We start from the raw sequence: 22,133 nt of genomic DNA, 5'->3' as shown, positions 1-22,133 counted from the left end.
CGGTGAGCCTCTTTCGGTGTTGCGTATGGTGCGGCACCAGGAGTCGAATCATGAGTCAACTATATGTTTAATATGAAGTTTTGTTATAGGTTTTTAGCTCTCTACCTCTAACTCTATCCCCGTAGAGCGTGGGAATTGGAAGAGGGGCTCCACTCCAATACTTGTTGCTTCAGAGTTTATTAACATGCTCGGCAGGGACCGTGCGCTGAAGTAGGCCTTGTGAGGTACGGCCTTAAAGTCGCGATTTTAGGGGCGTAAGCCCAACCTAGGAAAATGCTGCAGCCCCGTGCGGAAGTTTGGCCTACCCTTCTGTTCTGTCCGATAGGTATGTTAGATTTGGTGATATCATAGTGATATTGCACAAAGGAATGAATAAAAATGACAATTAAGGACGTTCTCACAACGCCGCTGGGCGCACGCGACAAAAGTCCGAACATCGGATACAGAATCTATATGATTTATTTTATTAGGTCAGAGAATAACTTCTGACTCTATCTATCAATTTGCCTGGGACATATTAAATGTCGGAATTGGCTGCCTCTCACCCTCATACAGCTGCGCCTACATGGAGTGGGTTTATTTACCAGGGGCATTTAGCTCTCTACCATTCCATAGAATGCTTGCTTAATAAAATGTCGTTTGAATTGCAAATTGATAGCATTGATGATTTTGCGATAATTGAAAATGGCGTCGCAGTTTCCACGCATCAGGTAAAAGCACTGGCAGATAATAAAAGAGCTGCCTATAAGGAGGCTCTAGAAAAAGCTGCGTCCACTTCTAAGTTGTGTGATAACACTACCCAAAGATACTTTCATACATCCGTACGTCTTGATGACGCCGCTGACTTTATTGGTGGTAATGGGCACGTTGTCAAATTTTATACTTACGATGGGCTTCCGTACTGTCATCTTCAAGATGTCGAATTAAAAATAAAATCGAAAATTGAGAATTACTTGGTCTCTGTAGGCTTGCCTTGTAGTGACTTTTTAATAAAGTTAAAGTTCGAAGCTCTGCAAAGCCATATCGCTGCTCAAGTAATATATATACATGCGTGCAATCAGGATGGGTTAATGACCGCCGCCGAGGCAGCGTTCACTCAAACGTTGAAAAGCGCGAAAATCGTTGAACTACTATGTCTTTCCGCTACCCATGAAGACGACCTTGTATACAAAATGTTTCAGGCGCGGATGGCTGTTTGTAAATCGTTGTATGGGTATACCAATTCAATGGAAAAAACAGCCGATAAGACTGCTATCCGAAAAGTTGCGGCTGTTTACGATCAAATTAAAGAATTGGGTGATACTCCATTTACATGGCTGTGGAAGTCGTTATGTCTTGGGTCCTCCACAATGATTGTAAGTGAGAACAGTGTGTATGATTATGTGGATGTGATCTACGAGATAGATAGAGCACCACTGAGTGAGCAGAAACCCCCTTACTATAGGTGCTCCGCTGGAGATTTTTATTTGCCGACAGCAATTTCGGCGGACAATGCTCGACGGGAGAGTAGGTTTGCTGAAGATCTTATGGAACAGCTAAAAAGCGATCCAGAATTGATAGATATATTAGTTGAATATCAATGGTTGATCGCAGCCAGAGCAAATATTTTTTCACCCGCCGAGCGCTTTTGTACAGCTACTGGAGCTTCGCGGGATGCGGTAGAAGAAGAGTTTTCGTTGATGGGTAAGGATCGTAATAAAATTACTAAGGCCTTTGATGCAACAATTATTTCAAGGGAAGAAGCGAAGGTGAAGTTGAATGATTAAGGATATTGTTCTACAGGCTGCCTTAGGGCACGAATTTACTGTATTTGACAACGACGATGATTCTAACATTCCGAATGACGCCATAGATTACTCGGCAGGAGGAATTTCAGCTAGCCTTGAGGGTATCGGATATGAGTCTTTAACTTATTTTAGCCAACACAGTGGAGATAGGAAACGATTCCTCGCTGTGGTCGAGTGTACGAATGTTCCATCACCGCAGGTACTGAACAAATTAGTGCTATTACATGCTCCTGAAGTTTTTAAGTCTGATCCCGCTTTTGATAAAAACACCGATCTCATTGTGTTGTATAAGCTGAAGCGCCGAGCTGACTTTAATGAAATAGAGGGTAAGGTGTTTGGTATTGAAGAGAATCCATATTATTTTAAAAAATATTTTTTGTATTATAGTGAAGAAGAACTTAGGTTGTTAGAGGGGCACAGTTTTGACAGCATTTCAGCGGTGGTTGTCGATGATAGGATGTTTGCAGATTATCGAGATGAACCGTTGTTGCCCACTATTTATAGTGTCGCGGCGAGGATTTTTATAAAACTTCCTTTTGTAAAGGTTCCGGTTAAGGAAAGTTCGCTGAAGCCGCTTGATATTTATGTAGATGAAGCACTTGCCGAGAAAAAATTGACCGATCTTCATGTCAGAATTTTTAATGATTCTGCAGCTGGGATTGATGCCGCCAAATTAATCGAGAGTCTGATTCATGAAGAAGTGGAAAATATCCAGTCTTAAGATTGAAAACTTCAAACCATTCGAAAATACATCGATCGATTTTCGAACTGCCTCCATGATCACCTTGGATGGTCCTAATGGTTTTGGAAAAACTAGCATATTTGATGCTTTGGAGCTTTTGTTTACTGGCATCATACAGCGAATTATAAATACAAATGAAGCAACAGTGGCAAAAAGATCCCGCAAAAGACAGTTTGAAGAAAATATATACTGGAACAGAAAAAAAGAAGGTGATATCGCGATTAGAGCGGAGCTTATAAATCAAGACTCGGGAGAGTCAATTTTTCTGGCTCGTGTTGCTAGCGTGGCCGACTTATCGAATCCAGATAATAATGCACCTGATAATTTTTCTATTTTTAAGCTTTACGAAATAAATAGTCTCGACTCCAATGAGTTTGGTAAGAGTCTTGATTCTCAAGCATTAGAAGATGTACTTGGTGATAATTTCCTAAAAAATTTCTCTCTGTTGAACTACCTTGAGCAGGGACAGAACAGATATCTTTACTCTACTGATGCGACTGAAAGGAAACGGGGGATTGAACATTTAATCAATACCGATAAGCTAACAAGTCAAATAGCTTATTGTGCTGAGTTGGAAAAGATTATTACGCTATCTTATACTGGAAAAGAGCATACTGATCTTAAGGCGGAACTGGTTGAAAAAGTTAAGCAGCTTAGTGGTCAATTTCAAGATACTGAAAATACAGTTGACTTTAAACGTTTAAGCACTGCACTCCCACCACCCAGTTGGGATGTTGAGCAGCCGCTATCAGCTGCAAATGATATTGATATTGAAACACTAATACGTGACTTACGGGATATGTTTAGAGTTTATCAAAATTTTGATGAGGTTTTGATTAGAGAGGCAAACAGAAAAATTGATGAGTTTTTAAAAAAAGAAACAGAAATAAAATTAGCTCTCCAGTTAGGGGGCGGAATAGCTGGATACGAAGAGCTGAAGGTTAAGGATTCATCAGTAATTGGCTTAGATCATGATGTTTTGATATTCAAAAAGCCAGCTTCAGAGATAAAAGAAACAGATCTGGAGAGTCTCAAGAATACTGTGGATGTAGTCGGCATTAAAATTCTTATTGAGGCGCGGGATGTAATTCAGACTGATAGTTCGGAAAAAAACACTAAGCTTGTTAATTTGCTAAATGCTCATGCGGAACTGTTACAGCGACACAAAGAATGCGATAGCTTGGATATGTCCGACTGTCCATTCTGTGGGCTTTCATGGGAGACCTACTCCGCACTAGAGGATGCCGCTAAAAGTAACGCGGAAAGAATCAGAGCAGAAATAGATGTGTCAGCAAAGAAATTAGAGGAAACAATCAAGTCATTACAGGACTCTCTCAATTTTCAGATAACAGCATTCACGCAGCGACGTGATCTAATTTTAAAGGATTTTGATGGTGGTCTTTTTAAGGCCCTTACAGCTGTGCAGGCTAAGTTTTCCATCATCAGTGAAGTGGCTTCGCAGTTGGCAGGTTATGGTGTATTGCCAGAGCTTAAGTTTACGGCTGATGAAGCTACTTTACTTTTGAGATACAACGAAACTAAGGACATGATCGCGGCGGTTAAACAGCCAGAAAGTGACGTTCTACCTTTGAATTGGTCGTCTATTTTAGAGGTGGCTTTCTTAAATGCGTCAGATATAACCTTGCTAAGTGTCTCGGATTTTGAGAGTAAGGAATCTTATCTCAGGGTCGCTTATTCAAAGTTTAAAAGCGAAGAATACAAAACTACGGCGACAGAGCTTGATAAGCTGACTATTAAAATCGCTGCTGGTGAAAAAATAAAAGCCAAAATTGTTAAGCTCAGGAAAGAGTTGGATAAAACTGCAAAGCAGTACGCGAAGAAAACTATTGCTGATATAGAATTGCTGTTTCATGTTTATAGTGGGAGGCTTATACAGAATTATCAGCGTGGTTTGGGGCTGTTTATTATGAGCGGTAAAGGAGATATATTAAAGTTCAATACTGCAGAAAAGTCGGATCACGATGCGATTCTATCTATGAGCAGTGGGCAAATAGCTTCTTTAGGCTTGGCCTTTTTTCTAACGTTGAATAGAGTGTACGCGCTGAATCCGTTCATCCTGATTGATGACCCGGTGCAGTCAATGGATGAGATTAACATTGCTTCTCTAAGTGATTTATTAAGGGTGGAACTTTCAGATCGTCAGATATTGTTGTCGAGTCATGAAATGGAAGTGTCGACATATATGCGATATAAGTTCAAGCGCGCTGGGTTGACCCAGGCATCTATTGGGATGCTGCCGCAAAATCTGTCAGCATAACGAGAAATGTGCCTTAAAGGTCTGCCTTTGAGGTGCATTGCTTAATTCCATGTTGCGATTTTTCTAGACGAACTAATATCATTCACGGGCTAGCAATAATAGTACCAGCACGTTATCCAGGAGGAATCAGTCATCATGGAGCCAAAGGAAGATACTCCGGAGGATCATAAAAGACGGTCTAGGTTTGTTAAGAGATTGGTTCAAAGTTCTACCGGGAAAGAGACGCCGCTAGTTGGACACCCCAACGGAATTCCAAAAACAATCGTCCAGTTCTGGGATAATAGCTACCAACTTCCAACGGACGTAGAGGACTGCATAGGAACTTGGAAGGCTCTAGAGGTGCGGGGATATAAACATCTTCTTTTCAATCAAGAAGAAGCCAAATTATTTATTAGTAACAAACTAGGGGAACGTCACAGTAGAGCGTTCGATAAGTGCTATCACCCAGCTATGCAGTCAGACTATTTCAGGCTCTGCTACATATACATAAATGGTGGTTTCTATGTCGATGCGGACGATGTTTACCGCGAAATAGAAATCGATCATCTATTTATGGATGGGCGGCTAAAAATTCAACCTCTGTGCTATGACATAGCCACGGGGCTAATGGTAAAGCCTTCAATATTTACCACGTTAGGAGCTCACTCTCCTAAGTGGATCTTCTACTTCAATAATAACCCTATAATCGCCCCTGCGCGCCATCCTATAATTGATAAAGCACTAACGCAGGCAACCTTGTTTTTGGAGTATTCAAGTGGCGAGGTGCTTCCTGAAATTCAGTCAACGACCGGGCCAGGAAATCTTACGAAATCTATCTTTGAGTTGGATATAAACTATGTTCAACTCAAATCGATTTTACATGTTCTTTCAGACTGGGAAAATATCGCGACTACGAAATGGGATCTTAGTTACAGGCATGATTCGAGAAACTGGAGGCTATCAAATCAAAAACAACTCAAAAATGAAGGGCGAGAATCAGAATGAACCTAGTCAAACCTCTTCGTGCTTTAACAAGTTTCTTCTATGCCGCCTATCTGCGCAGTCGTTTTCTTATGCCGCGGCAGCGTTCCCATACATTCACTTCATCACATTTCGTAGATAGAGGTCGCATTGGGCAAGTCTATGTCATAAATCTAGATAGAGAATCGGTGCGGTGGACCGACGTCACTCGCGAGCTAAATCATGTAATAGATGCTTCCGGCGTAGAAATCGCGAAGCAAACAACAAGATGTTCCGCTGTGGACGCAAGGATATATTCAGAGGTTACTCCTTCCGACGCTAAGGTATACCCGTTCTATACCCTAGGCGATCAGTTATTTGTAGAACCTCAACCGAATGCTCTACCCGATGAATTTGAGCTTGATCGACCTATTCGAATGAGCCCCGCTGAGATAGCGGTCGCCCAATCGCATATTGACACCTGGAAGCGTATTGCTGAAGGCCCTCATTCGTATGCGCTCGTCCTAGAGGACGATATTTTGATCGAGCGCGGCTTCAGTGGTCTTCTAGATACAGCGTGGCATGAAATGGAGGCTGCTGACCAAGGGGATCCTAAATTTGATATGCTCTACTTGTCGTACAAAGAAGTGAAGCACGGTGCTCGAAAACACTTTATTTCTGATAGCGTGTTCCGACCAGAGCGTGGGCTCTGGTACTTTTCGGGATACGTGCTTTCGCGTAAAGGCGCGCGAAAACTACTTGAGCTTCTACCATGTCGCGGCCCAATCGACCTTTGGATAAATCACCAGTTTAGTAGCCTTGATGTAAGGGCGATTCGTCGATCTATAATTAGCCAACGACGCGACCTAAACTCAACCAACTCCTACTCTATTCTTCCATCTTTGACTAAAATAGGGGTTATAGATTGTGAAGGTGCTGCACTGTTCAAAGATCGACCAAGAAAATATCCAGTCTTTGCTTTTTGTTCAGTTGGGTCGGGAGCCTCATCGCTCGGCATGGCGCTATCTATGCTTGGATATCGCTGCTGCAGCGATCTTGATCAGTTGCCAAGTGGTGAACTCGAGAGTTTACTGTCTGGAGCCGAAAATCGCGTTTTCAATGCTTACGTTAACGTTGGTGGCTTGATTGAGCATATAGCTACACTGAGAGCTATATACCCGAAGGCCAAATTTATCGTTACTACGAACGCATTTACCCAGATCAATACCGATATCCGCGCGGTGCAAAAAAGCCTCAAAGGCTCAGATATAGTCATATTAAATACCGGTGAAGAACGAAAATGGCGAGTCATTTGCGAGCACCTGATGTGTGCGCCGCCAATATGCCCGTATCCCGAGATCAAAGATCTTGGGCAACAAGAGCTTTTACACCATAATTCAGAACCAAAACCGTTTAAAAAAGGAAAAAATCTTCAGCGTGACTCTTCTCCTTGGGTAGTTGATCCAAGGTTCGATTGGGCGGGAATTCTATCGAGATCAGTCTTGCCGCCGGAACAAAACCCAGATTTACACGTGAGGTTCAATGATTCATTAGAGAACATTGATATAGAGCGCTGGATGCTTCGAGACGATACTTTTTCTGGAAATTTGGGGTTGTTTCGCCCTGCGAATATAAATTTACAAACCGGTATTGGTATCAGCTTAACGGTTAAAGAGGAATCGCTCGGCGTTCGAAGCTTCAGCGCGGCAGCTATTTCAAGCTGTCAAAGGTTTCTTTTTGGACGGTTTGAGGTTGCAATGCAAGCAACCAGAGTTCCTGGTTTGGTTACTGGTTTTTTCTTGCACCGTGATTCGCCTCGACAGGAGATTGATATCGAGATAGTAGGGAATCGGTCGGACCATCTCTTAGTTAACGTTTTTTACAACCCAGGAGGGGACGGAGCGAAGTTCGACTACGGATATAGGGGGGCTCCCAGCAGCATTGCTCTTGGTTTCGATGCTGCAGACGCTATTCACAGGTATGCAATTGAATGGGACTCTACTGAAATAAGGTGGTTCGTGGATGATCGACTGGTTCACCGGCGAGGTAACTGGGATCCTACGCCTATTCCGCATCTTCCCATGACGTTACATGTAAATACTTGGCCGACTCGCTCACGTGAGCTCGCAGGACGTATTACGAGAAAGGCATTGCCTAGTTTCGCAGTTGTTAGATCGATATCTGTAGAGGCGACAGTTAATGATTCATAGGCTATAACCCTGAGACATTGGAAATATGCGCTTAGGTGTAGTCGGAATGTTCAATTTTCAATGGCATCTAATTTTAGTTTTTAAGTAGTATCTATGATCCTTAGGCATAAGAATCGTATTCATCTATGACGGTAGGCTAGGCTACTGTTGAGCCACAACATTGTCCAGCGACTGCTCTTGGCCGGTAGTTCACCTTTGCCTAATGGTGAACTGCCAGGTCTTTCCTAAGCGAAGGACGACCAAATGCATAGTCAGCAGATAGTAATAGCGCGTCGATTCGGCATGCAGGTTCACGTGGTGATTTAGGAACCATGTGAGATGCTTTTTCTGCCAAGTCCAAGGATTGTCGCGTTGCCAGTGATCAGCTATTGCTGTTTGGATAGCTTTCGCCTGACGCAGGTGGCGTTGGCGTGTGGTATGAGATCCAGTCAGGACGCCGGTCAGGAACAGCTCCATATCGAATGCCTTACTCATGCTCGACCACCAATGTAAGCCGACACCACGTCGATACGACCGTGTCCCAGCTCATAGCTGATTTGTGCTCGGGCCTCCTGATCGAGGTGATGATCGAGTTGGTAGCAATTGCCACCATTGATGGGCGCAGGATGCTGGGTGATTTGCTCATAGCGTTCGCACGCATAGGTCGCCCGCATTTCGTGGAAGCCCTTGAGGTTGTGCGTATGGAGAATCTCCCGTGCAGGGCGAACGATTACCTGTTGGAAATCGAGGTAGCGTTCATTTGCTGCAAGCAGGTTGCGGCTATCATCAGGCGAGACTTGAAGGGCGAATGCCAGTGCGTCGCGGATGCGCTCATCCACCGTTATCCATCGAGGGGCCGAGGCTCCCGAGCGGCCACCTTTGCTGCCGTCCTGGATGTTGATCCTCCCGAGTTGCTCGGCTTCCCGTTGCAGTCGAGGAAGGTCGGCCAAAATGGCCTCGCGCAAGCGCATTCCGGCGGCTCGCGCCAAGTACACAATGGCGGCAGCGCGTTGCATTTGGTGTTCGCAGAGTACGTCGACGATCCGTTTCACATGTTCGCGATCTTGGCCTTGCGGCACCGATTGACGAACACTGGTGCGCCGCATTCCCAACGCCTTGCTCGGACTCACGACCTTCACATACTGATCACCGCGAAGCGCAGCCATGGTCCGGTTGACGCTGGATAATCGATTTTGTGCGGTGACGATAGCGATGTCGCCGTGCTCGACTAAGTGACGCAGATGCGCCGCGTAATCCGACAAGATCTGGCGATCTATCTGCCGTGCATCGTTGAGTCCTGGTCCATCGTCTGAGCGGCACCAGCGCACGAATGCCTGCCAACGATCACTGTGCGCTTTGACGGTCCCGTAATGCCCTCCGCCGAACATGTCTTTTAACGCCTGCGGCCCGGCATAACTCAATTGCCGGCCATAGCCAAAATTGCGCCCGTCCCGTCTACCCACCAGTGCCATGATCAAACTCCTCTCGAAGCCAACTCTTAAAACCTTCCCCACGTCATCCCGCCAAGAATGTTGAGTGTTATCAGGGATCAAGGCCCCTGCGACCTGTGAGGGTTGTCCACTAACGCGGGACTGGCGGCTCCTTACGACCGGGAGCTTGGGCATCTCATGATCTGACCTCCTGAGCACTTCCGAAGAAGTGGGCGGGTGGAGGCTGTACTGGCTGACGAGACCAGCGCCGCGAGATCCGAGTCAGGTGAAGGCAGTGAAGCGATGACCGGGGCATGCCTGACTGTCAGTCAGGTGCAGTCCATTCCGTGGGCTGCGGCACCATCATCTGCATCGCTGTTGCTGGTGACTTCGGTGTTTGTCACGCCGATTGTCACGAGGTGGGATGCCGCAAAGCCTTGTACGAGCTGGGCTGCAGCAGCGGTAGGAGCGCCCGTCTCTTTCCAGAAGAAAGAGACGGGCGCAGGTTGGCGCAAGGAAATGGCCAAGCGGATAGGTTGCTGCAGGGCAGCTATGAAAAGGGATAAGTTGCCGCAGTGGGCACGTTGCTAAAAGTAGGCATCCATCACATTGCTGTGACCATGCGAGCCGCCGGACGCTAATCGCACTTTTGGGAGAACCACCACGGTGTGGCGTAGCCTTAAAGGTTCGGGCTACCTGGGTTGCTGTCGACGACAGCGCTTTGCCCGATCTTTTCTACGCCTGTGGATAATTCGGGTCAAGACTACAATTTTCGGGAGTTCTGCGGCTGTGGATGAAATTATCCACCGGTGGAAATCAGTGGTTTTCCACAGACAGTTGTGTGGGCTTTAGATTTTTAAGTGAGGTCCATCCAAGCAGGGCGGCTTTGCAGCCCTGTTTGGATGGACCCGCGTGGACAAGCTGATCGCTGAGATATGAAGACCGGGTGCTTACTCAATTGCGCCACGTTTTGCTTTTAGGCGAGTGACGTTCGCTCCTGTCTGGTTCGCGAATTCGTGTGGAGTGACATGCTCCTGCCGGTTGGCCTCCAGGTACCGGCTCCACCAGTTCATGATCAGCCTGCGCTCCTCGATGAACTCGGCCTTGTGGATGTAAGCGGCGCGGACGTTGTTGCGCTCCTTGTGGCTCATCTGCCGTTCAATGGCTGTCTCCGACCACAATCCTGACTCGATCAGTGCGCTGCAGGCCATCGAACGAAATCCATGCCCGCAGATATCGGTTTTGGTGTCGTATCCCATCGTCCGAAGCGCGTTGTTCACCGTATTTTCGGACATGGGCTTCCAGGGTTTGGCATCCCCTGCGAAGACCAATGCGAATTTGCCTGTGAGTGCATGGATTTTTTCGAGTAGCGCCACTGCTTGCGGCGATAAGGGTACTAAATGGATATCCCCTGCCATCTTCGTACCCCTTGTGGAAAAGGGTACTCCTTCCAGCGCGGGTCGAGTGTCCGGTATCTCCCAGGTGCCGCGCTTGAGGTCGAACTCGCTCCAGCGTGCGAAACGCAGCTCGCTGGATCGTACAAACACATGCAGCGATAGCATCACCGTCAGACGGGTAAGTGCGCGGCCTTTATAGGTGTCGATCCGCTCCTGTAGTTCCGGCAGTCGCGATAAGGGTAGAGCCGGGCGATGTACCACCCGCGGGGCTTTGATCAAGCCTTCGAGGTCGTAAGCAGGGTTTGCGGTGATAAGCCGGAGGCGTTTTGCCTCGCGCATGATGCTCTGCAGGTAGTTTTGTACCCTTAAAGCTACGTCTATCGTTCCGCGCTTCTTGATCGCTTCCAAGGGCTGCATGAGGTCATGGGTGTCGAGGTCGACAATGGCGCGGGCGCCGATCAGCGGGAACACGTGGGTTTTGAGGCGGCTCATCACAGTCTTGGAATGGCCTGGTGCCCACTTGGCCGACATTTCCGTATGCCAGTCGAGCGCAACGCTTTCAAAGGTTCTGCCTTTGATTACGGCTTCCGCCTTGGCTTGGTGCTTGGTCTCTATAGGATCAACGCCATCCGCCAGCATTCGCTTAACTTCCAAGCGCTTGCGGCGCGCATCGGCGAGGCCAATGACGGGGTAGTTACCGAACGAGGTCAGTCCTTCGCGTCCGTCAGGTTTGACGTAACGGAGCCGCCAGCCTTTGCGGCCATTGGGTTGGACTAGGAGGTAGAGGCCATCGCCGTCGAAAAGCTTATAGGCGCGGTCTGTAGGTTTTGCCAAGCGGCAAGCTGCGTCGGAGAGCGGAGCTGTGGTGCGCGACATAAGGGTACTCCCTTTTATCGAAGTGACCTGTATCCCAAACTCTACCCTTAAAACGGTTGGAATCCACCAGTTTCTAACGGAAACCGATGGAACGCCAAAACGAAAAAACCCGCCGGAGGGCGGGTTTTTCGGGGGTTTCAGAGATTTTGAAAGCCTTCTCTGGAACCTTGTATGGTGCCGGCACCAAGAGTCGAACTCGGGACCTACTGATTACAAGTCAGTTGCTCTACCAACTGAGCTATACCGGCGTTATGGGCGACGAGTATACCCGGATGTTTGAGCTTGTAAACCCCTGATAACAGACTATTTTTCGAAGTCTTTCAGCAGGCGTTCGACGGGCTTGCAGGTTGGCGTAAAAACCTTAATTCAAACACGGTGCCTTGAGCGTCGCTGCGCACCTCTACGTCGCCGCCATGTAGCTGCATAATCGAGCGCACGATGGCTAAACCCAGCCCGCCCGAATCACCCGGTGCTGCCCGTGAGGGATCAACCCGGTAGAAACGGTCGAACAGTTTATCCAGGTGTTGCGGGTCAATCGGGGGGCCGATGTTATGCACGCCCACCCACTGATGATGGGGATCGCTGCGGCTGATTAATTGCACGTTTGAACCCGCTTGTGCATGGCGCACGGCATTGGCCATCAGGTTGCTCAGCGCCCGTTGTAGCAGGTGCAGGTCGGCCGTCAGCGATCCATGCAGTTGGTTGCCCAGGCGTAGCTGACGGTCTTCGGCCAAGGCTTCGAAGTAGTCGCACAGTTCGTCGCCCATCTCACGCAGGTTCAGTGATTGCAGGTTCAGCGGGCGTTGGCCGTGTTCGGCCCGGGCCAAAAACATCAGGTTTTCAGCCATGCGATTCAGGCGTTCGTATTCTTCGATGTTCGACGCCAATACGTCCTGATACTCGGCCGGGCTGCGCGACTGGTTCAGAGCCAGGCTGTTGCTGCCCAGCAAGTTGTGCAGCGGTGTACGGATTTCATGGGCCAGGTCGGCCGAGAACTGCGACAGTCGCTCAAAGCTGCCTTCAAGGCGCATGAGCATGGCGTTGAGCGCCTGGAGCGGTTCTTTGAGTTCAGTGGGCACGTTATCCACAGGCATGCGCTGGTCGAGGCTGCGCGGGTTGATGCCGCGCATGGCCTGCGTCAGCTCGCGCAACGGTCGCAGCCCGCGACGTAATAACAACCAGCCCAGCCCCCACGCCAGCAACCCGCCCAGGATCACCGCTGCGTATAAACGCAGGCGATAGCTGGCGAGAATGTGTTCGCGTTCATCCAGGCGTTTGCCCACGATGATGCTCAAGCGTTCGCCCGCCGGGCCTTGTGCCATACCGGCGAGCAAGGCCAGCGAGTCGAGGGTCTGGATGTCGTCCCGCGCAGGCGCCCGGTCCAGAGCAATGGGCTGCACCTGCGGCAGGACTTGCCGGTGCGGGTTGATGGCGATGACCTGACTGGCGTCCTGACGTTTGACCACCAGCACGCTGTCCTGATTGCCCAGCATGTTCTGATACAGGCGCGGGCGCGCTTGCAGGGCCGTGAGGCTGTCGCTGTCATGCAACAACGCACGCATCTGCTCCAGGCGCCCGAGCAGGGCCTGATCGTCGCGAAACGCCAGCTCCGCGGCCAGCGAGCGGTACAGAAATACCCCGATCACGCTCAGGACCAGCGCGCAGGTCAGCGCAATCGCCAGTGCCAGACGCCAGGCAATGGATTTACTCATCCGCGGCTTCGAGTTGATAACCCACGCCGCGCACGGTGTGGATAAGTTTTGGCATGTACGGGTCGTCGACTTTGGAGCGCAGGCGGCGCACAGCGACTTCGACCATGTTGGTGTCGCTGTCGAAATTGAGGTTCCACACCTGCGAGGCGATCAAGGTGCGCGACAGCACTTCGCCTTGACGGCTGGCGAGCAACTGCAACAGGGCGAATTCTTTATTGGTCAGGCTGATGCGCTGACCGCCCCGGCTGACACGGCGGCGCAGTACGTCGATTTCTAGGTCGGCGATGCTGTAAGACTCGGCTTCACGCATCGGGCCACGGCGCAACAAGGTGCGCACGCGGGCCAGCAGTTCGGCGAAGGCGAAGGGTTTGAGCAAGTAATCGTCAGCACCCAGTTCAAGCCCGCGCACGCGGTCTTCGATGGCATCTTTGGCGGTCAGAAACAGCACCGGTGTCGCACCGCGCTGGCGAATCAATTGCAGCAATTGCCAGCCGTTAAGCCCCGGCAGCATCACGTCGAGGATGATCAGGTCGTAGTCTTGCTGCTCAATAAAATAACGCCCGTCCAGACCATTCAGCGCGACATCCACCGCAAAGCCTGACTCTTTAAGGCCCTTGGCCAAAAAATCGGCGGTCTTGGCTTCGTCTTCCACCACTAACAAACGCATCGCACACCTCAATCATTCGTCTGCACAGGCTAGGCGTCTTCGCGGGCATTGCCTATTACAAACTTGTAATCCAACTGACGGGGTTCTGACGAGGTGCAGCCGTTAAGGTGGCCTCATTCGTTCAGGAGCTTGCCCATGATGCTGAAAACCTTGCTGTCAGGCGTTGCCATGACGCTCGCCGTCACGGCCCATGCCGCGCCCACACTGGTGCGCCATGCCGATCTTGATTTGAGCACGGCGCGGCAATTGGCCGATGCCACGTTGCAGCACTGCACCGGCGCGTTAAGCGTGCTCGATCGCGGTGGCAATACGTTGGTGGCCCTGCGCCCGGAAACCGTGGGGCCACATAACTTATTGGCCAGTCAGCGCAAAGCCTATACCGCGCTGTCGACCAAAACCCCGACCCGATTGTTTGCCGAACGGGCACGCAATAACCCTGAAGCGGCCAACCTCAATTCCATCCCCGAACTGTTGCTGTTGGGCGGCGGTGTGCCGCTGTTTGCAGGCAGCGAGTTGGTGGGTGCCTTGGGCGTGGCCGGGGCTGGCGGGGCTGAGCAGGATGAAGCCTGTGCAGTGCAGGCCGCGCAAGCATTGGGCCTGACCATTACGCGTTAATTGTGATGACTTGGAGGATGAACGATGAAAACTTTACGCATGACCTTGGCCGCTGTGGGCCTTAGCGCTGTGTCCAGCCTGGCGCTGGCGGCGGCTAACCCCTTGAGCGTGCATGTGTTGAACCTTGAAAACGGCTTGCCGTCGCCGGGTGTCAACGTGACCCTGGAAAAACACGTCGCTCAAACGTGGCAGCCGCTGGCGCAGGGCGTGACCAACGAACAAGGGCGAATCAGTGAACTGTTCCCGGCCAAACAGGCCCTGGAGGCGGGCGAATACCGCGTGGTGTTTAAAACCGGCGAGTATTTCAAAAAGGTTGGCCGCGACACATTCTTCCCGGAGATCCCGGTGATTTTTGAAGTGAAAAATGTCGAGCAGCATTACCACATCCCGCTGCTGCTCAGCCCCTACGGGTTCTCGACGTATCGGGGTTCGTAGGTTTCGCAGGTTGCTGCGCCAGTAGCATCAGGTTGCGCGGCGTCAGGTGGGTGTCGCAGAACTCACCCACTTGCACGTCATAGCCGTTTTCGCTCAGGTACAACGCCCGATCCAGCACCAGCCACAGCTCTAAGGGGCGTCTGAACAGGCCGCGTACCAGCTCCAGATTGCGCACCTGCGCCAGCCGTTGCCATCCTGCCGTCTCCAACGCTGGCCAGTCTTCGGTGCCGGTTGTGGATAAGTTTTTCAGCGCCGCCAACGCCTCGCAATACAGCGCGTATGGCTTGTTCAGCCAGGTGCTGGGCAACGAAGGTGTGGATAAGTATTCATCACACTGCCGCACGTGGCGCTGCCACAGATCAAACCCCAAACGCCGCGCCATCGACTCGTCGCGTTGGCGGCGTACCCGTTCGCCTGCGGTCACGGTTTCGTTCATGGGCAAACTCAGATCGTCACGCGATAACCTCAAGCCCGAAGCGCGAGCGGCTGTGGATAACGGCTGGTAGTGCGTGGCGCTGATGCGGTTGTAGCAACAGGGCGATAGGGCAAGTTGTCCACAGCCTGCGGCGCTGGCCAGTTGCAGCAAGCGCACATGCAAGTCGCCACAGGCATGTAGCGCGACCGGGGTCATGTCGGCCGTGAGCTGCGAGGCGGCCTGAGGCAACAGCACATCTTGCTGCACATGCCGGGCATTGAGGGCGTGGCGCTGGCTGAGTTGCTGTCCGGCCTCAATCAGCGCGGGGTCGTACTCCAGGCACGTCAGTTGTTGCGCTTCGTTGACTAAACGGCGGCCCAGATGGCCTTTGCCTGCGCACCAGTCCAGCCAGTGCGTGGGCGTGCGGGTGAAGGTCAGGCATTGGGCGAACGCTTCGATCTGTTGCCATTTGCGCCCCGGCACGTCGACCTGCAGGCGCGGGGGTGCGCTTGTAACGGGCCGCGTGGTCAAGGCACCCACGGTGCTTAAGGCGTGCGAGGTGGCTGCCCATTCAGGGAACGGCGCCGGGGCGGGCAAATGGTGGGGACGGTTGTGGCTGGCTTCGGCGTCTTGCAACGAACGCTGGCGCAACCACTGCCCCAGCTCGGGGTGGTGCGCCTCCCACGGCATATTCAGCGCAGTGAAGGGCCGCGGGCGCCACAGGTGCTGGTGCTGGCTTAAAAAGGCATCCAGGGCCTGGAAGCGGGCGAGCAATGACTCGCCGCGCAACACGCCAGGCTCACCGTCCTTGGCAGGCATCGACGCGCAACCAGCGCTCCAGCAGTTTGAAGCCCTGAATCAGCACAAACGACATCACCAGGTAGATCATCCCGGCAATCAGGAACATGTCCACGGTCTGATACGTACGCGCAATGATGGTGCGCGTCATGCCGGTCAGCTCAAGCAAGGTCACGGTGCTCGCCAGCGAGCTGGCTTTGAGCATCAGGATCACTTCGTTGCTGTAGGCCGGCAGACCGATGCGCGCAGCGCGTGGCATGACGATATGCACCAGGGTTTTGAAACGCGACATGCCCAGCGCGCGTGCGGCTTCGATCTCACCCGGCGGGATGGCCTGAATGGCACCGCGCAGGATCTCGGCAATGTAGGCCGCCGTGTGCAGGGTCATGGTGATGACCGCACACCAGAACGGGCTGCGCAAATAGGGCCACAACACACTCTCGCGCACCGCTTCAAACTGCCCCAGGCCGTAATAGACCAAAAACAGTTGGATCAGCAGGGGGGTGCCACGGAAGAAAAAGATGTACGCGTACGGCAATGAACGCACGTACCACAGCTTGGACGAGCGGGCGATGCCCAGCGGGATGGCCACGATCAAACCGGCAATCACCGACAGCGCGGTCAGCTCCAGCGTCAGGGTCGCGCCCTGAATCAGCTTGGGCAGCCACTTGAGGAAGAGTTCCCACACCATTACGTTCTCCTCACGAAGCCGCGCGCCGCGCGTTTTTCAAGCACGTGCATCGTGCCCATGGCCAATACGGTCAGGCCCAGGTACATCACGGCGGCCACCATGTAGAAGGTGAACGGGTGTTTGGCGAAGGTCACGGCGTTTTGTGCCTGACGCATGATTTCTTCCAGACCAATGACAGACACCAGCGCGGTGTCTTTCATCAGGATCATGAACAGATTGCCCAAGCCTGGCAGGGCGATGCGCCACATTTGCGGCAGCACCAGCTTGGTAAAAATACGCGGTTTGGACAGGCCCAAGGCCAGCCCCGCTTCGCGATGGCCTTTTGGGATGGCCAAAATGGCACCGCGAAACACCTCGGTGGCATAGGCGCCAAAGCACAGGCCCAGTGCGATCACCCCGGCAGCGAAGGCGCTGAGGGTCAGCTCGGGCATGCCAATGACTTCGCCAAGGGCGCGCACGGCATTCACGCTGCCGAAGTAAATCAGCAACACCCACAAAAGCTCCGGCACACCACGTACCAGCGTCGAATAAGCACCGCCCAGCCAGCGCACGGGCTTGTAGGGCGAGGTTTTGGCCAGTGCACCGATCAGCCCGAGCACAAGGCCCAGACACAGCGCAGTGAGTGCCAGTTTGACGGTCATCAGCGCACCGGCGGCAAGCGCGGGGCCGAATCCGTATAAGTCGATAGTCATGGGTTAGGCAGGCTTTGCTAGGGACCGGCGGCGCCCGAAAGCGCGCCGGTCAGGCAGGTCAGTAGATGCTGAACGGGAAGTACTTGTCGTTGATCTTTTTGTACGTGCCGTCTTCAACGATCTGCTTGAGGGCCAGGTTCAGCTTGGCGCGCAGTTCGTTGTCGCCTTTACGCAGCGCGATGCCGACCTTGTCGTCTTCGTTGACCGGCTCACCCTTGAACTCGTAGGCCTGGCCCGCCGGGCTTTTGAGCCAGTCGAAGTTGGCGTACTTGTCCGCCAGCAACGCGTCTACACGGCCCGAGGTCAGGTCGAGGTAGGCGTTTTCCTGAGTGTCATACAACGAGATGGTGGCGTCAGTGCCCAGGTTGTCATCCAGCCAGGTCGCGGCCTGGGTCGAACGCTGGGTCCCCAGAGCCTTACCCTTCAAGGATTCAACATCTGTTTTGAAGTCGACTTTTTTAGGGGCGATGAACTGCTGCTTGTTGGAGTAGTACGGGTCGGTGAAGTCGACGGCCTGTTTGCGCTCGTCAGTGATCGACAGCGAAGACACGATGAAGTCGTACTTTTTGGCGTTCAGTGCCGGGATGATGCCATCCCAATCGGACGTGACGATTTCGCACTCGGCTTTCATCTTGGCGCACAAGGCCATCGCGATATCGGGGTCAAAACCGACCACTTCACCGCTGGCGTTTTTGTTATTGAACGGAGGGTAAGCCCCTTCAATGCCGACTTTGTACTTATCCACAGCCAGGGCGTTGGCGCTGAACACCAGCGTGGCGGCAGCGGCCAGAAGAAGCTTTTTATAGTTCTGCATGCGTGTTGCTCCGTTAGCGGTTGCTGGACATGAATTGTTTGCAGCGCGCTGAAACCGGGTTATCGAAAACCTGTTCAGGCGACCCTTGCTCTTCGATCAGGCCCTGGTGCAAAAACACCACTTCGCTGGACACCTGACGGGCAAAACCCATCTCGTGGGTGACCAACAGCATAGTGCGGCCTTCCTCGGCGAGTGCGCGGATCACACTTAGTACTTCCTGGACCATTTCCGGGTCAAGTGCCGATGTCGGTTCATCGAACAGAATCACTTTGGGTTGCATGGCCAGCGTGCGCGCAATGGCGGCACGTTGTTGCTGGCCGCCCGACAGCTCGGAGGGGTAGGCATGGCGTTTGTCAGCGATCCCGACCTTGGCCAACAGTGCTTCTGCCACCTCGATGGCCTCGGCTTTGCTTTGCCCCAGCACGCGGCGTGGCGCCTCGATGATGTTGTCGAGGATGCTCATGTGCGGCCACAGGTTAAAGTTTTGAAACACAAAACCCAATTCACTGCGCATGCGGTTGATCTGCTTGCCATCGGCAGCGATCAGCTCGCCATTTTTAGCCTTTTTCAGCTTGAGCTCTTCACCGGCCACCAGGATCTGGCCTTCGTGCGGGTTTTCTAGCAGGTTGATGCAGCGCAGCAGTGTCGACTTACCGGAACCGGAAGAACCCAGGATCGAGATCACGTCGCCGTCGCGTGCGGTCAGCGAGATACCTTTGAGTACCTCAAGCTCGCCGTAGCGTTTGTGCAAATTGCGGATTTCAAGCGCGGGCGTGGCCAAAGCCATGTGCGGTCCTCATTGTGTTCGGGTGCGATCCTGCTATTGGGCGGCCGTCCTGGCGAAGGCCAAGCTAGCATAGGGTCGCAAGGGCAACCAACTGCCTCACTGGCACAAAAAAGCTTACGGGTGGCTGTGGGTCGCATTGCGACAGCAGACTGTCGCGTAGACAACAACCGACCCCGTGTTTCGCCGTTCGGCCAGACAGGTATCGCGTAAAAAAGGTCGCGATGGTGCCAGTTTTGGCCCCTCGTTGGAAGCACGAACCTACTAAAGGTCAAAGATGCGCACCGGTTTTGGGCCTGTGCGGCACAAATGAGTAATTTTGGTGCGTTTGGGCGGGTGTAACTGAGTGTTACGGTAACAAATTGATTGAAAGCCTTGCGCTAAAGCCATCGCGATTTTTTTAGAACGGCGTTGCAGCCCGCGTAAAACGGCACTTTGTCACATTTTGGCGCACTTATTGCGTCAAGGATTCGAAACGCCTGTGTTGGTTACTTTTTACGAACGTCAACACAGGTGCTCGGAATGGCTTCAATAAAAGGTAGTCGCAATGAGCAATACGCAGTCTTCTAACCACCTGGAGCAAGGGCTCAAACCACGGCATGTGACCATGCTGTCGATTGCCGGCGTGATCGGCGCCGGTTTGTTTGTAGGCTCCGGCCACGCGATTGCACAAGCCGGTCCCGCCGTGCTGCTGGCCTACGCCGCCGCCGGTACGCTGGTGGTACTGGTGATGCGCATGCTGGCCGAAATGGCCGTTGCCTCGCCCGACACCGGTTCGTTTTCCACCTACGCCGACCGTGCCATCGGGCACTGGGCCGGGTTCACCATCGGCTGGTTGTACTGGTGGTTCTGGGTGTTGGTGATTCCACTGGAAGCCAACGCCGCTGCCACCATCCTGCATGCGTGGTTCCCGGACACCGCGATTTGGGTGTTTACCCTGGTCATCACCTTATTGCTGACCGCCACCAACCTGTTCAGCGTCAAGAACTACGGCGAGTTCGAGTTCTGGTTCGCGCTGGTCAAAGTGCTGGCGATCATTGGCTTCATTATTTTGGGTGTGTTGGCCATTTTCGGCTTGTTGCCCAACAGCCAGGTCAGCGGCGTGTCGCACCTGGTCGACACTGTGGGCTTTATGCCCAACGGCATGGGCGCCGTTCTGGCGGCCATGTTGACCACCATGTTCTCGTTCATGGGCACTGAAATCGTCACCATCGCGGCGGCCGAATCCAAAGACCCGAGCAAGCAAATCACCAAGGCCACCAACTCGGTGATCTGGCGCATTGGCCTGTTCTATCTGGTGTCGATTTTCCTCGTGGTGGCCCTGGTGCCCTGGAACGACCCCGGCCTGGCACAGTTCGGCTCCTACCAGACCGTGCTGGACCGCATGGGTATCCCGAATGCCAAGCTGATCGTCGACATCGTGGTGTTGATTGCTGTGACCAGCTGCCTGAACTCGGCGCTTTACACCTCCTCGCGCATGCTGTTCTCCCTGAGCAAGCGGGGCGATGCCCCGGCGGTGGCCAAACGCACCAACGCCAGCGGCACGCCTTACTGGGCGGTGATGATGTCCACCGGCGCAGCCTTCCTGGCGGTGTTCGCCAACTATGTCGCGCCTTCGGCGGTGTTTGAATTCTTGCTGGCCAGCTCCGGCGCCATTGCCCTGTTGGTGTACCTGGTGATTGCCGTGTCGCAACTGCGCATGCGTCAAAAACGGACCGTGCTGGGGGAGAAAATCGAATTCAAAATGTGGCTCTTCCCGGGCCTGACCTGGGCGGTGATCGTGTTCATCGTGGCGATTTTGACCATCATGCTGTTTCAAGAAAGCCACCGGGTTGAGATCATGGCCACCGGCCTGCTGAGCATTTTTGTAGTCACGGCAGGCTTGCTGGTAGCCCGCCGTCGGCGCCTTGAAAGAATGGGGGCACCCGTACTCAACTGAAGCCAGGACGGCTTGAACGGCTGAGTACAACCCGGGCCGCCATCGTGTCGTGATGGCGGCCTTTTTTTGCGTTTGAAAACGGTGAGCCACTGACCGTTGATCACTTTCTGCCTGCTTTTTCTCACTGCGTGGGAATCGTATTTCAGCTAATGAGAAACTGCGTGCACCATGCAGCCAAGAGCATGGGGCCAATAATGAACGACAACACGCCAACGGATCGCCTGCTGCACATTCTGGTCACGCTGGGGCAAGCGGGCGAGGCCATCTCCGCCCGCGCCTTGTCCGAGCAACTGGGCCAGCCGCTGAGCAGCACCTATCGTCACCTCAAAACCCTGCTGCGCTGGGGCCTGGCTGAAGAAAACGGCCAAGGCCGCTATTTGCCGGGGCCAGCCTGTTTGCAACTGGCGAAAAAATTCGACCGCGAGGCCGTCTTGGTCACCTTGGCCAAGCCTGAACTCCGGCGCCTGGCCGAGCAGAGCCAGGAAAGCGTGGCGCTGATGGTTCCCAGTAACGGCCAGGCGATTTGCATTGAGCTGGTCGACAGCCCGCAGCCCTTGCGCTGCTGTTACCAAAAAGGCCTGGCCCAGCCGTTGTTGGTGGGCGCTTCGGCCAGAGTGTTACTGGCGCATATGGAGCCAGCACACAGCCTTGCGTTGCTGCACAGCCAAGGCATCGAAGACGAACCCTGCGCCGATTACCTGCGCAGCTTTGTGGCGATCCGGGCGCAGGGTTACGCCGTAAGGGTGAGTGAAATCGATGATGGCATCTGGGGCGTCAGTGCCCCGCTGATCGACAGCCGCCAGCGCCTGCAAGGCGCCATCAGCCTTATGGCCCCGGCCTTTCGCGCACACCCGCGCAGCGAGCGCCTGATCCGTTGGACGCAGGACGTAGCCCTGCGTCTGAGCGCCCGACTGGACTGACTGTAATGGGAGT

The 22,133-nt window shown here is 52.9% G+C and carries 19 protein-coding genes and 1 tRNA gene; 9 read left to right on the top strand and 11 right to left on the bottom strand.

Annotated features, from left to right (window positions below; all coding sequences use genetic code 11):
• The first annotated feature begins 521 nt into the window (after positions 1-521).
• The 5 genes from TU86_RS22150 to TU86_RS12690 all read left to right on the top strand — a co-directional run bounded on the left by TU86_RS22150 (position 522) and on the right by TU86_RS12690 (position 7,956).
• A complete protein-coding gene (locus TU86_RS22150) occupies positions 522-1,766 on the top strand; it encodes an ABC-three component system protein (RefSeq protein ID WP_157395903.1) in 1,245 nt (414 codons plus the stop codon).
• Positions 1,759-2,508 (top strand): ABC-three component system middle component 1, encoded by a 750-nt coding sequence (locus TU86_RS12705; RefSeq protein ID WP_053076018.1) that lies wholly within the window; start codon positions 1,759-1,761, stop codon positions 2,506-2,508. The genes TU86_RS22150 and TU86_RS12705 overlap by 8 nt, the downstream gene beginning before the upstream one ends.
• On the top strand, positions 2,480-4,807 hold the full coding sequence (locus tag TU86_RS12700) for an AAA family ATPase (RefSeq protein WP_048364656.1): 2,328 nt from the start codon (positions 2,480-2,482) through the stop codon (positions 4,805-4,807). Before TU86_RS12705 ends, TU86_RS12700 begins: the two co-directional genes overlap by 29 nt.
• Before the next feature lie 135 nt (positions 4,808-4,942).
• Positions 4,943-5,791: a glycosyltransferase family 32 protein gene (locus tag TU86_RS12695; RefSeq protein WP_048364655.1), complete on the top strand. Its 849-nt coding sequence runs from the start codon at positions 4,943-4,945 to the stop codon at positions 5,789-5,791.
• A complete protein-coding gene (locus tag TU86_RS12690) occupies positions 5,788-7,956 on the top strand; it encodes a family 16 glycosylhydrolase (protein ID WP_048364654.1) in 2,169 nt (722 codons plus the stop codon). Before TU86_RS12695 ends, TU86_RS12690 begins: the two co-directional genes overlap by 4 nt.
• A gap of 189 nt (positions 7,957-8,145) precedes the next feature.
• On the opposite strand, the gene TU86_RS12685 is transcribed toward TU86_RS12690, so the two are convergent.
• From TU86_RS12685 to TU86_RS12655, 6 genes are all read right to left on the bottom strand, one after another.
• Complete coding sequence (locus TU86_RS12685) at positions 8,146-8,430, bottom strand: hypothetical protein (protein WP_048364653.1); 285 nt, start codon at positions 8,428-8,430, stop codon at positions 8,146-8,148.
• Positions 8,427-9,407 (bottom strand): integrase domain-containing protein, encoded by a 981-nt coding sequence (locus tag TU86_RS12680; RefSeq protein ID WP_048364652.1) that lies wholly within the window; start codon positions 9,405-9,407, stop codon positions 8,427-8,429. The genes TU86_RS12685 and TU86_RS12680 overlap by 4 nt, the downstream gene beginning before the upstream one ends.
• A 908-nt stretch (positions 9,408-10,315) precedes the next feature.
• The gene (locus tag TU86_RS12670; protein ID WP_048364650.1) at positions 10,316-11,638 is read right to left on the bottom strand and encodes a tyrosine-type recombinase/integrase; all 1,323 of its coding nucleotides are present in this window, start codon (positions 11,636-11,638) and stop codon (positions 10,316-10,318) included.
• 172 nt (positions 11,639-11,810) lie between these two features.
• A tRNA-Thr gene (locus TU86_RS12665) sits at positions 11,811-11,886 on the bottom strand.
• Between the two features lie 72 nt (positions 11,887-11,958).
• Positions 11,959-13,350, bottom strand: coding sequence for a heavy metal sensor histidine kinase (locus TU86_RS12660; protein WP_048364649.1), 1,392 nt, complete (start codon positions 13,348-13,350; stop codon positions 11,959-11,961).
• Positions 13,343-14,017: a heavy metal response regulator transcription factor gene (locus TU86_RS12655; RefSeq protein WP_048364648.1), complete on the bottom strand. Its 675-nt coding sequence runs from the start codon at positions 14,015-14,017 to the stop codon at positions 13,343-13,345. Before TU86_RS12655 ends, TU86_RS12660 begins: the two co-directional genes overlap by 8 nt.
• A gap of 135 nt (positions 14,018-14,152) precedes the next feature.
• Here TU86_RS12655 and TU86_RS12650 point away from each other — a divergent pair, with 135 nt between their 5' ends.
• Together TU86_RS12650 and uraH are read left to right on the top strand one after the other, a co-directional pair.
• On the top strand, positions 14,153-14,632 hold the full coding sequence (locus tag TU86_RS12650; protein WP_048364647.1) for a GlcG/HbpS family heme-binding protein: 480 nt from the start codon (positions 14,153-14,155) through the stop codon (positions 14,630-14,632).
• 24 nt (positions 14,633-14,656) lie between these two features.
• Complete coding sequence (uraH, locus tag TU86_RS12645) at positions 14,657-15,067, top strand: hydroxyisourate hydrolase (RefSeq protein ID WP_048364646.1); 411 nt, start codon at positions 14,657-14,659, stop codon at positions 15,065-15,067.
• Here the strand turns inward: uraH and TU86_RS12640 are convergent.
• From TU86_RS12640 to TU86_RS12620, 5 genes are read right to left on the bottom strand one after another with little or no spacing between them, the layout of a single operon-like run.
• Positions 15,030-16,301: a methyltransferase gene (locus TU86_RS12640; RefSeq protein WP_048364645.1), complete on the bottom strand. Its 1,272-nt coding sequence runs from the start codon at positions 16,299-16,301 to the stop codon at positions 15,030-15,032. The two genes, uraH and TU86_RS12640, sit on opposite strands and share 38 nt — an antisense overlap.
• On the bottom strand, positions 16,282-16,971 hold the full coding sequence (locus TU86_RS12635) for an ABC transporter permease (protein ID WP_048364644.1): 690 nt from the start codon (positions 16,969-16,971) through the stop codon (positions 16,282-16,284). Before TU86_RS12635 ends, TU86_RS12640 begins: the two co-directional genes overlap by 20 nt.
• Positions 16,971-17,663, bottom strand: a complete 693-nt coding sequence (locus TU86_RS12630) for an ABC transporter permease (protein WP_048364643.1) — start codon at positions 17,661-17,663, stop codon at positions 16,971-16,973. The genes TU86_RS12635 and TU86_RS12630 overlap by 1 nt, the downstream gene beginning before the upstream one ends.
• A gap of 58 nt (positions 17,664-17,721) precedes the next feature.
• Complete coding sequence (locus TU86_RS12625; protein WP_048364642.1) at positions 17,722-18,477, bottom strand: ABC transporter substrate-binding protein; 756 nt, start codon at positions 18,475-18,477, stop codon at positions 17,722-17,724.
• A 13-nt stretch (positions 18,478-18,490) separates the two neighbouring features.
• Positions 18,491-19,264, bottom strand: coding sequence for an ABC transporter ATP-binding protein (locus TU86_RS12620; protein ID WP_048364641.1), 774 nt, complete (start codon positions 19,262-19,264; stop codon positions 18,491-18,493).
• 544 nt (positions 19,265-19,808) lie between these two features.
• Here TU86_RS12620 and gabP point away from each other — a divergent pair.
• Positions 19,809-21,200 carry a GABA permease gene (gene gabP / locus TU86_RS12615; protein ID WP_048364640.1) on the top strand — a complete coding sequence of 464 codons (1,392 nt, stop codon included), beginning with the start codon at positions 19,809-19,811 and terminating at the stop codon, positions 21,198-21,200.
• Between the two features lie 194 nt (positions 21,201-21,394).
• Entirely contained in the window at positions 21,395-22,120 is a 726-nt protein-coding gene (locus TU86_RS12610) for an IclR family transcriptional regulator (RefSeq protein ID WP_048364639.1), read from the top strand.
• Positions 22,121-22,133 lie beyond the last annotated feature (13 nt).

It is taken from the genome of Pseudomonas weihenstephanensis, from assembly GCF_001043055.1.
GTDB lineage: Bacteria > Pseudomonadota > Gammaproteobacteria > Pseudomonadales > Pseudomonadaceae > Aquipseudomonas > Aquipseudomonas weihenstephanensis.
Note: the sequence above shows the minus strand (reverse complement) of the source record. Positions and strands in the feature narration are given on the sequence as shown.

Coding starts and splice junctions, on each gene's coding strand:
- TU86_RS22150 (WP_157395903.1), top strand. CDS start 522: ATGTCGGAATTGGCTGCCTCTCACCCTCATACAGCTGCGCCTACATGG.
- TU86_RS12705 (WP_053076018.1), top strand. CDS start 1,759: ATGATTAAGGATATTGTTCTACAGGCTGCCTTAGGGCACGAATTTACT.
- TU86_RS12700 (WP_048364656.1), top strand. CDS start 2,480: ATGAAGAAGTGGAAAATATCCAGTCTTAAGATTGAAAACTTCAAACCA.
- TU86_RS12695 (WP_048364655.1), top strand. CDS start 4,943: ATGGAGCCAAAGGAAGATACTCCGGAGGATCATAAAAGACGGTCTAGG.
- TU86_RS12690 (WP_048364654.1), top strand. CDS start 5,788: ATGAACCTAGTCAAACCTCTTCGTGCTTTAACAAGTTTCTTCTATGCC.
- TU86_RS12685 (WP_048364653.1), bottom strand. CDS start 8,430: ATGAGTAAGGCATTCGATATGGAGCTGTTCCTGACCGGCGTCCTGACT.
- TU86_RS12680 (WP_048364652.1), bottom strand. CDS start 9,407: ATGGCACTGGTGGGTAGACGGGACGGGCGCAATTTTGGCTATGGCCGG.
- TU86_RS12670 (WP_048364650.1), bottom strand. CDS start 11,638: ATGTCGCGCACCACAGCTCCGCTCTCCGACGCAGCTTGCCGCTTGGCA.
- TU86_RS12660 (WP_048364649.1), bottom strand. CDS start 13,350: ATGAGTAAATCCATTGCCTGGCGTCTGGCACTGGCGATTGCGCTGACC.
- TU86_RS12655 (WP_048364648.1), bottom strand. CDS start 14,017: ATGCGTTTGTTAGTGGTGGAAGACGAAGCCAAGACCGCCGATTTTTTG.
- TU86_RS12650 (WP_048364647.1), top strand. CDS start 14,153: ATGATGCTGAAAACCTTGCTGTCAGGCGTTGCCATGACGCTCGCCGTC.
- uraH (WP_048364646.1), top strand. CDS start 14,657: ATGAAAACTTTACGCATGACCTTGGCCGCTGTGGGCCTTAGCGCTGTG.
- TU86_RS12640 (WP_048364645.1), bottom strand. CDS start 16,301: ATGCCTGCCAAGGACGGTGAGCCTGGCGTGTTGCGCGGCGAGTCATTG.
- TU86_RS12635 (WP_048364644.1), bottom strand. CDS start 16,971: ATGGTGTGGGAACTCTTCCTCAAGTGGCTGCCCAAGCTGATTCAGGGC.
- TU86_RS12630 (WP_048364643.1), bottom strand. CDS start 17,663: ATGACTATCGACTTATACGGATTCGGCCCCGCGCTTGCCGCCGGTGCG.
- TU86_RS12625 (WP_048364642.1), bottom strand. CDS start 18,477: ATGCAGAACTATAAAAAGCTTCTTCTGGCCGCTGCCGCCACGCTGGTG.
- TU86_RS12620 (WP_048364641.1), bottom strand. CDS start 19,264: ATGGCTTTGGCCACGCCCGCGCTTGAAATCCGCAATTTGCACAAACGC.
- gabP (WP_048364640.1), top strand. CDS start 19,809: ATGAGCAATACGCAGTCTTCTAACCACCTGGAGCAAGGGCTCAAACCA.
- TU86_RS12610 (WP_048364639.1), top strand. CDS start 21,395: ATGAACGACAACACGCCAACGGATCGCCTGCTGCACATTCTGGTCACG.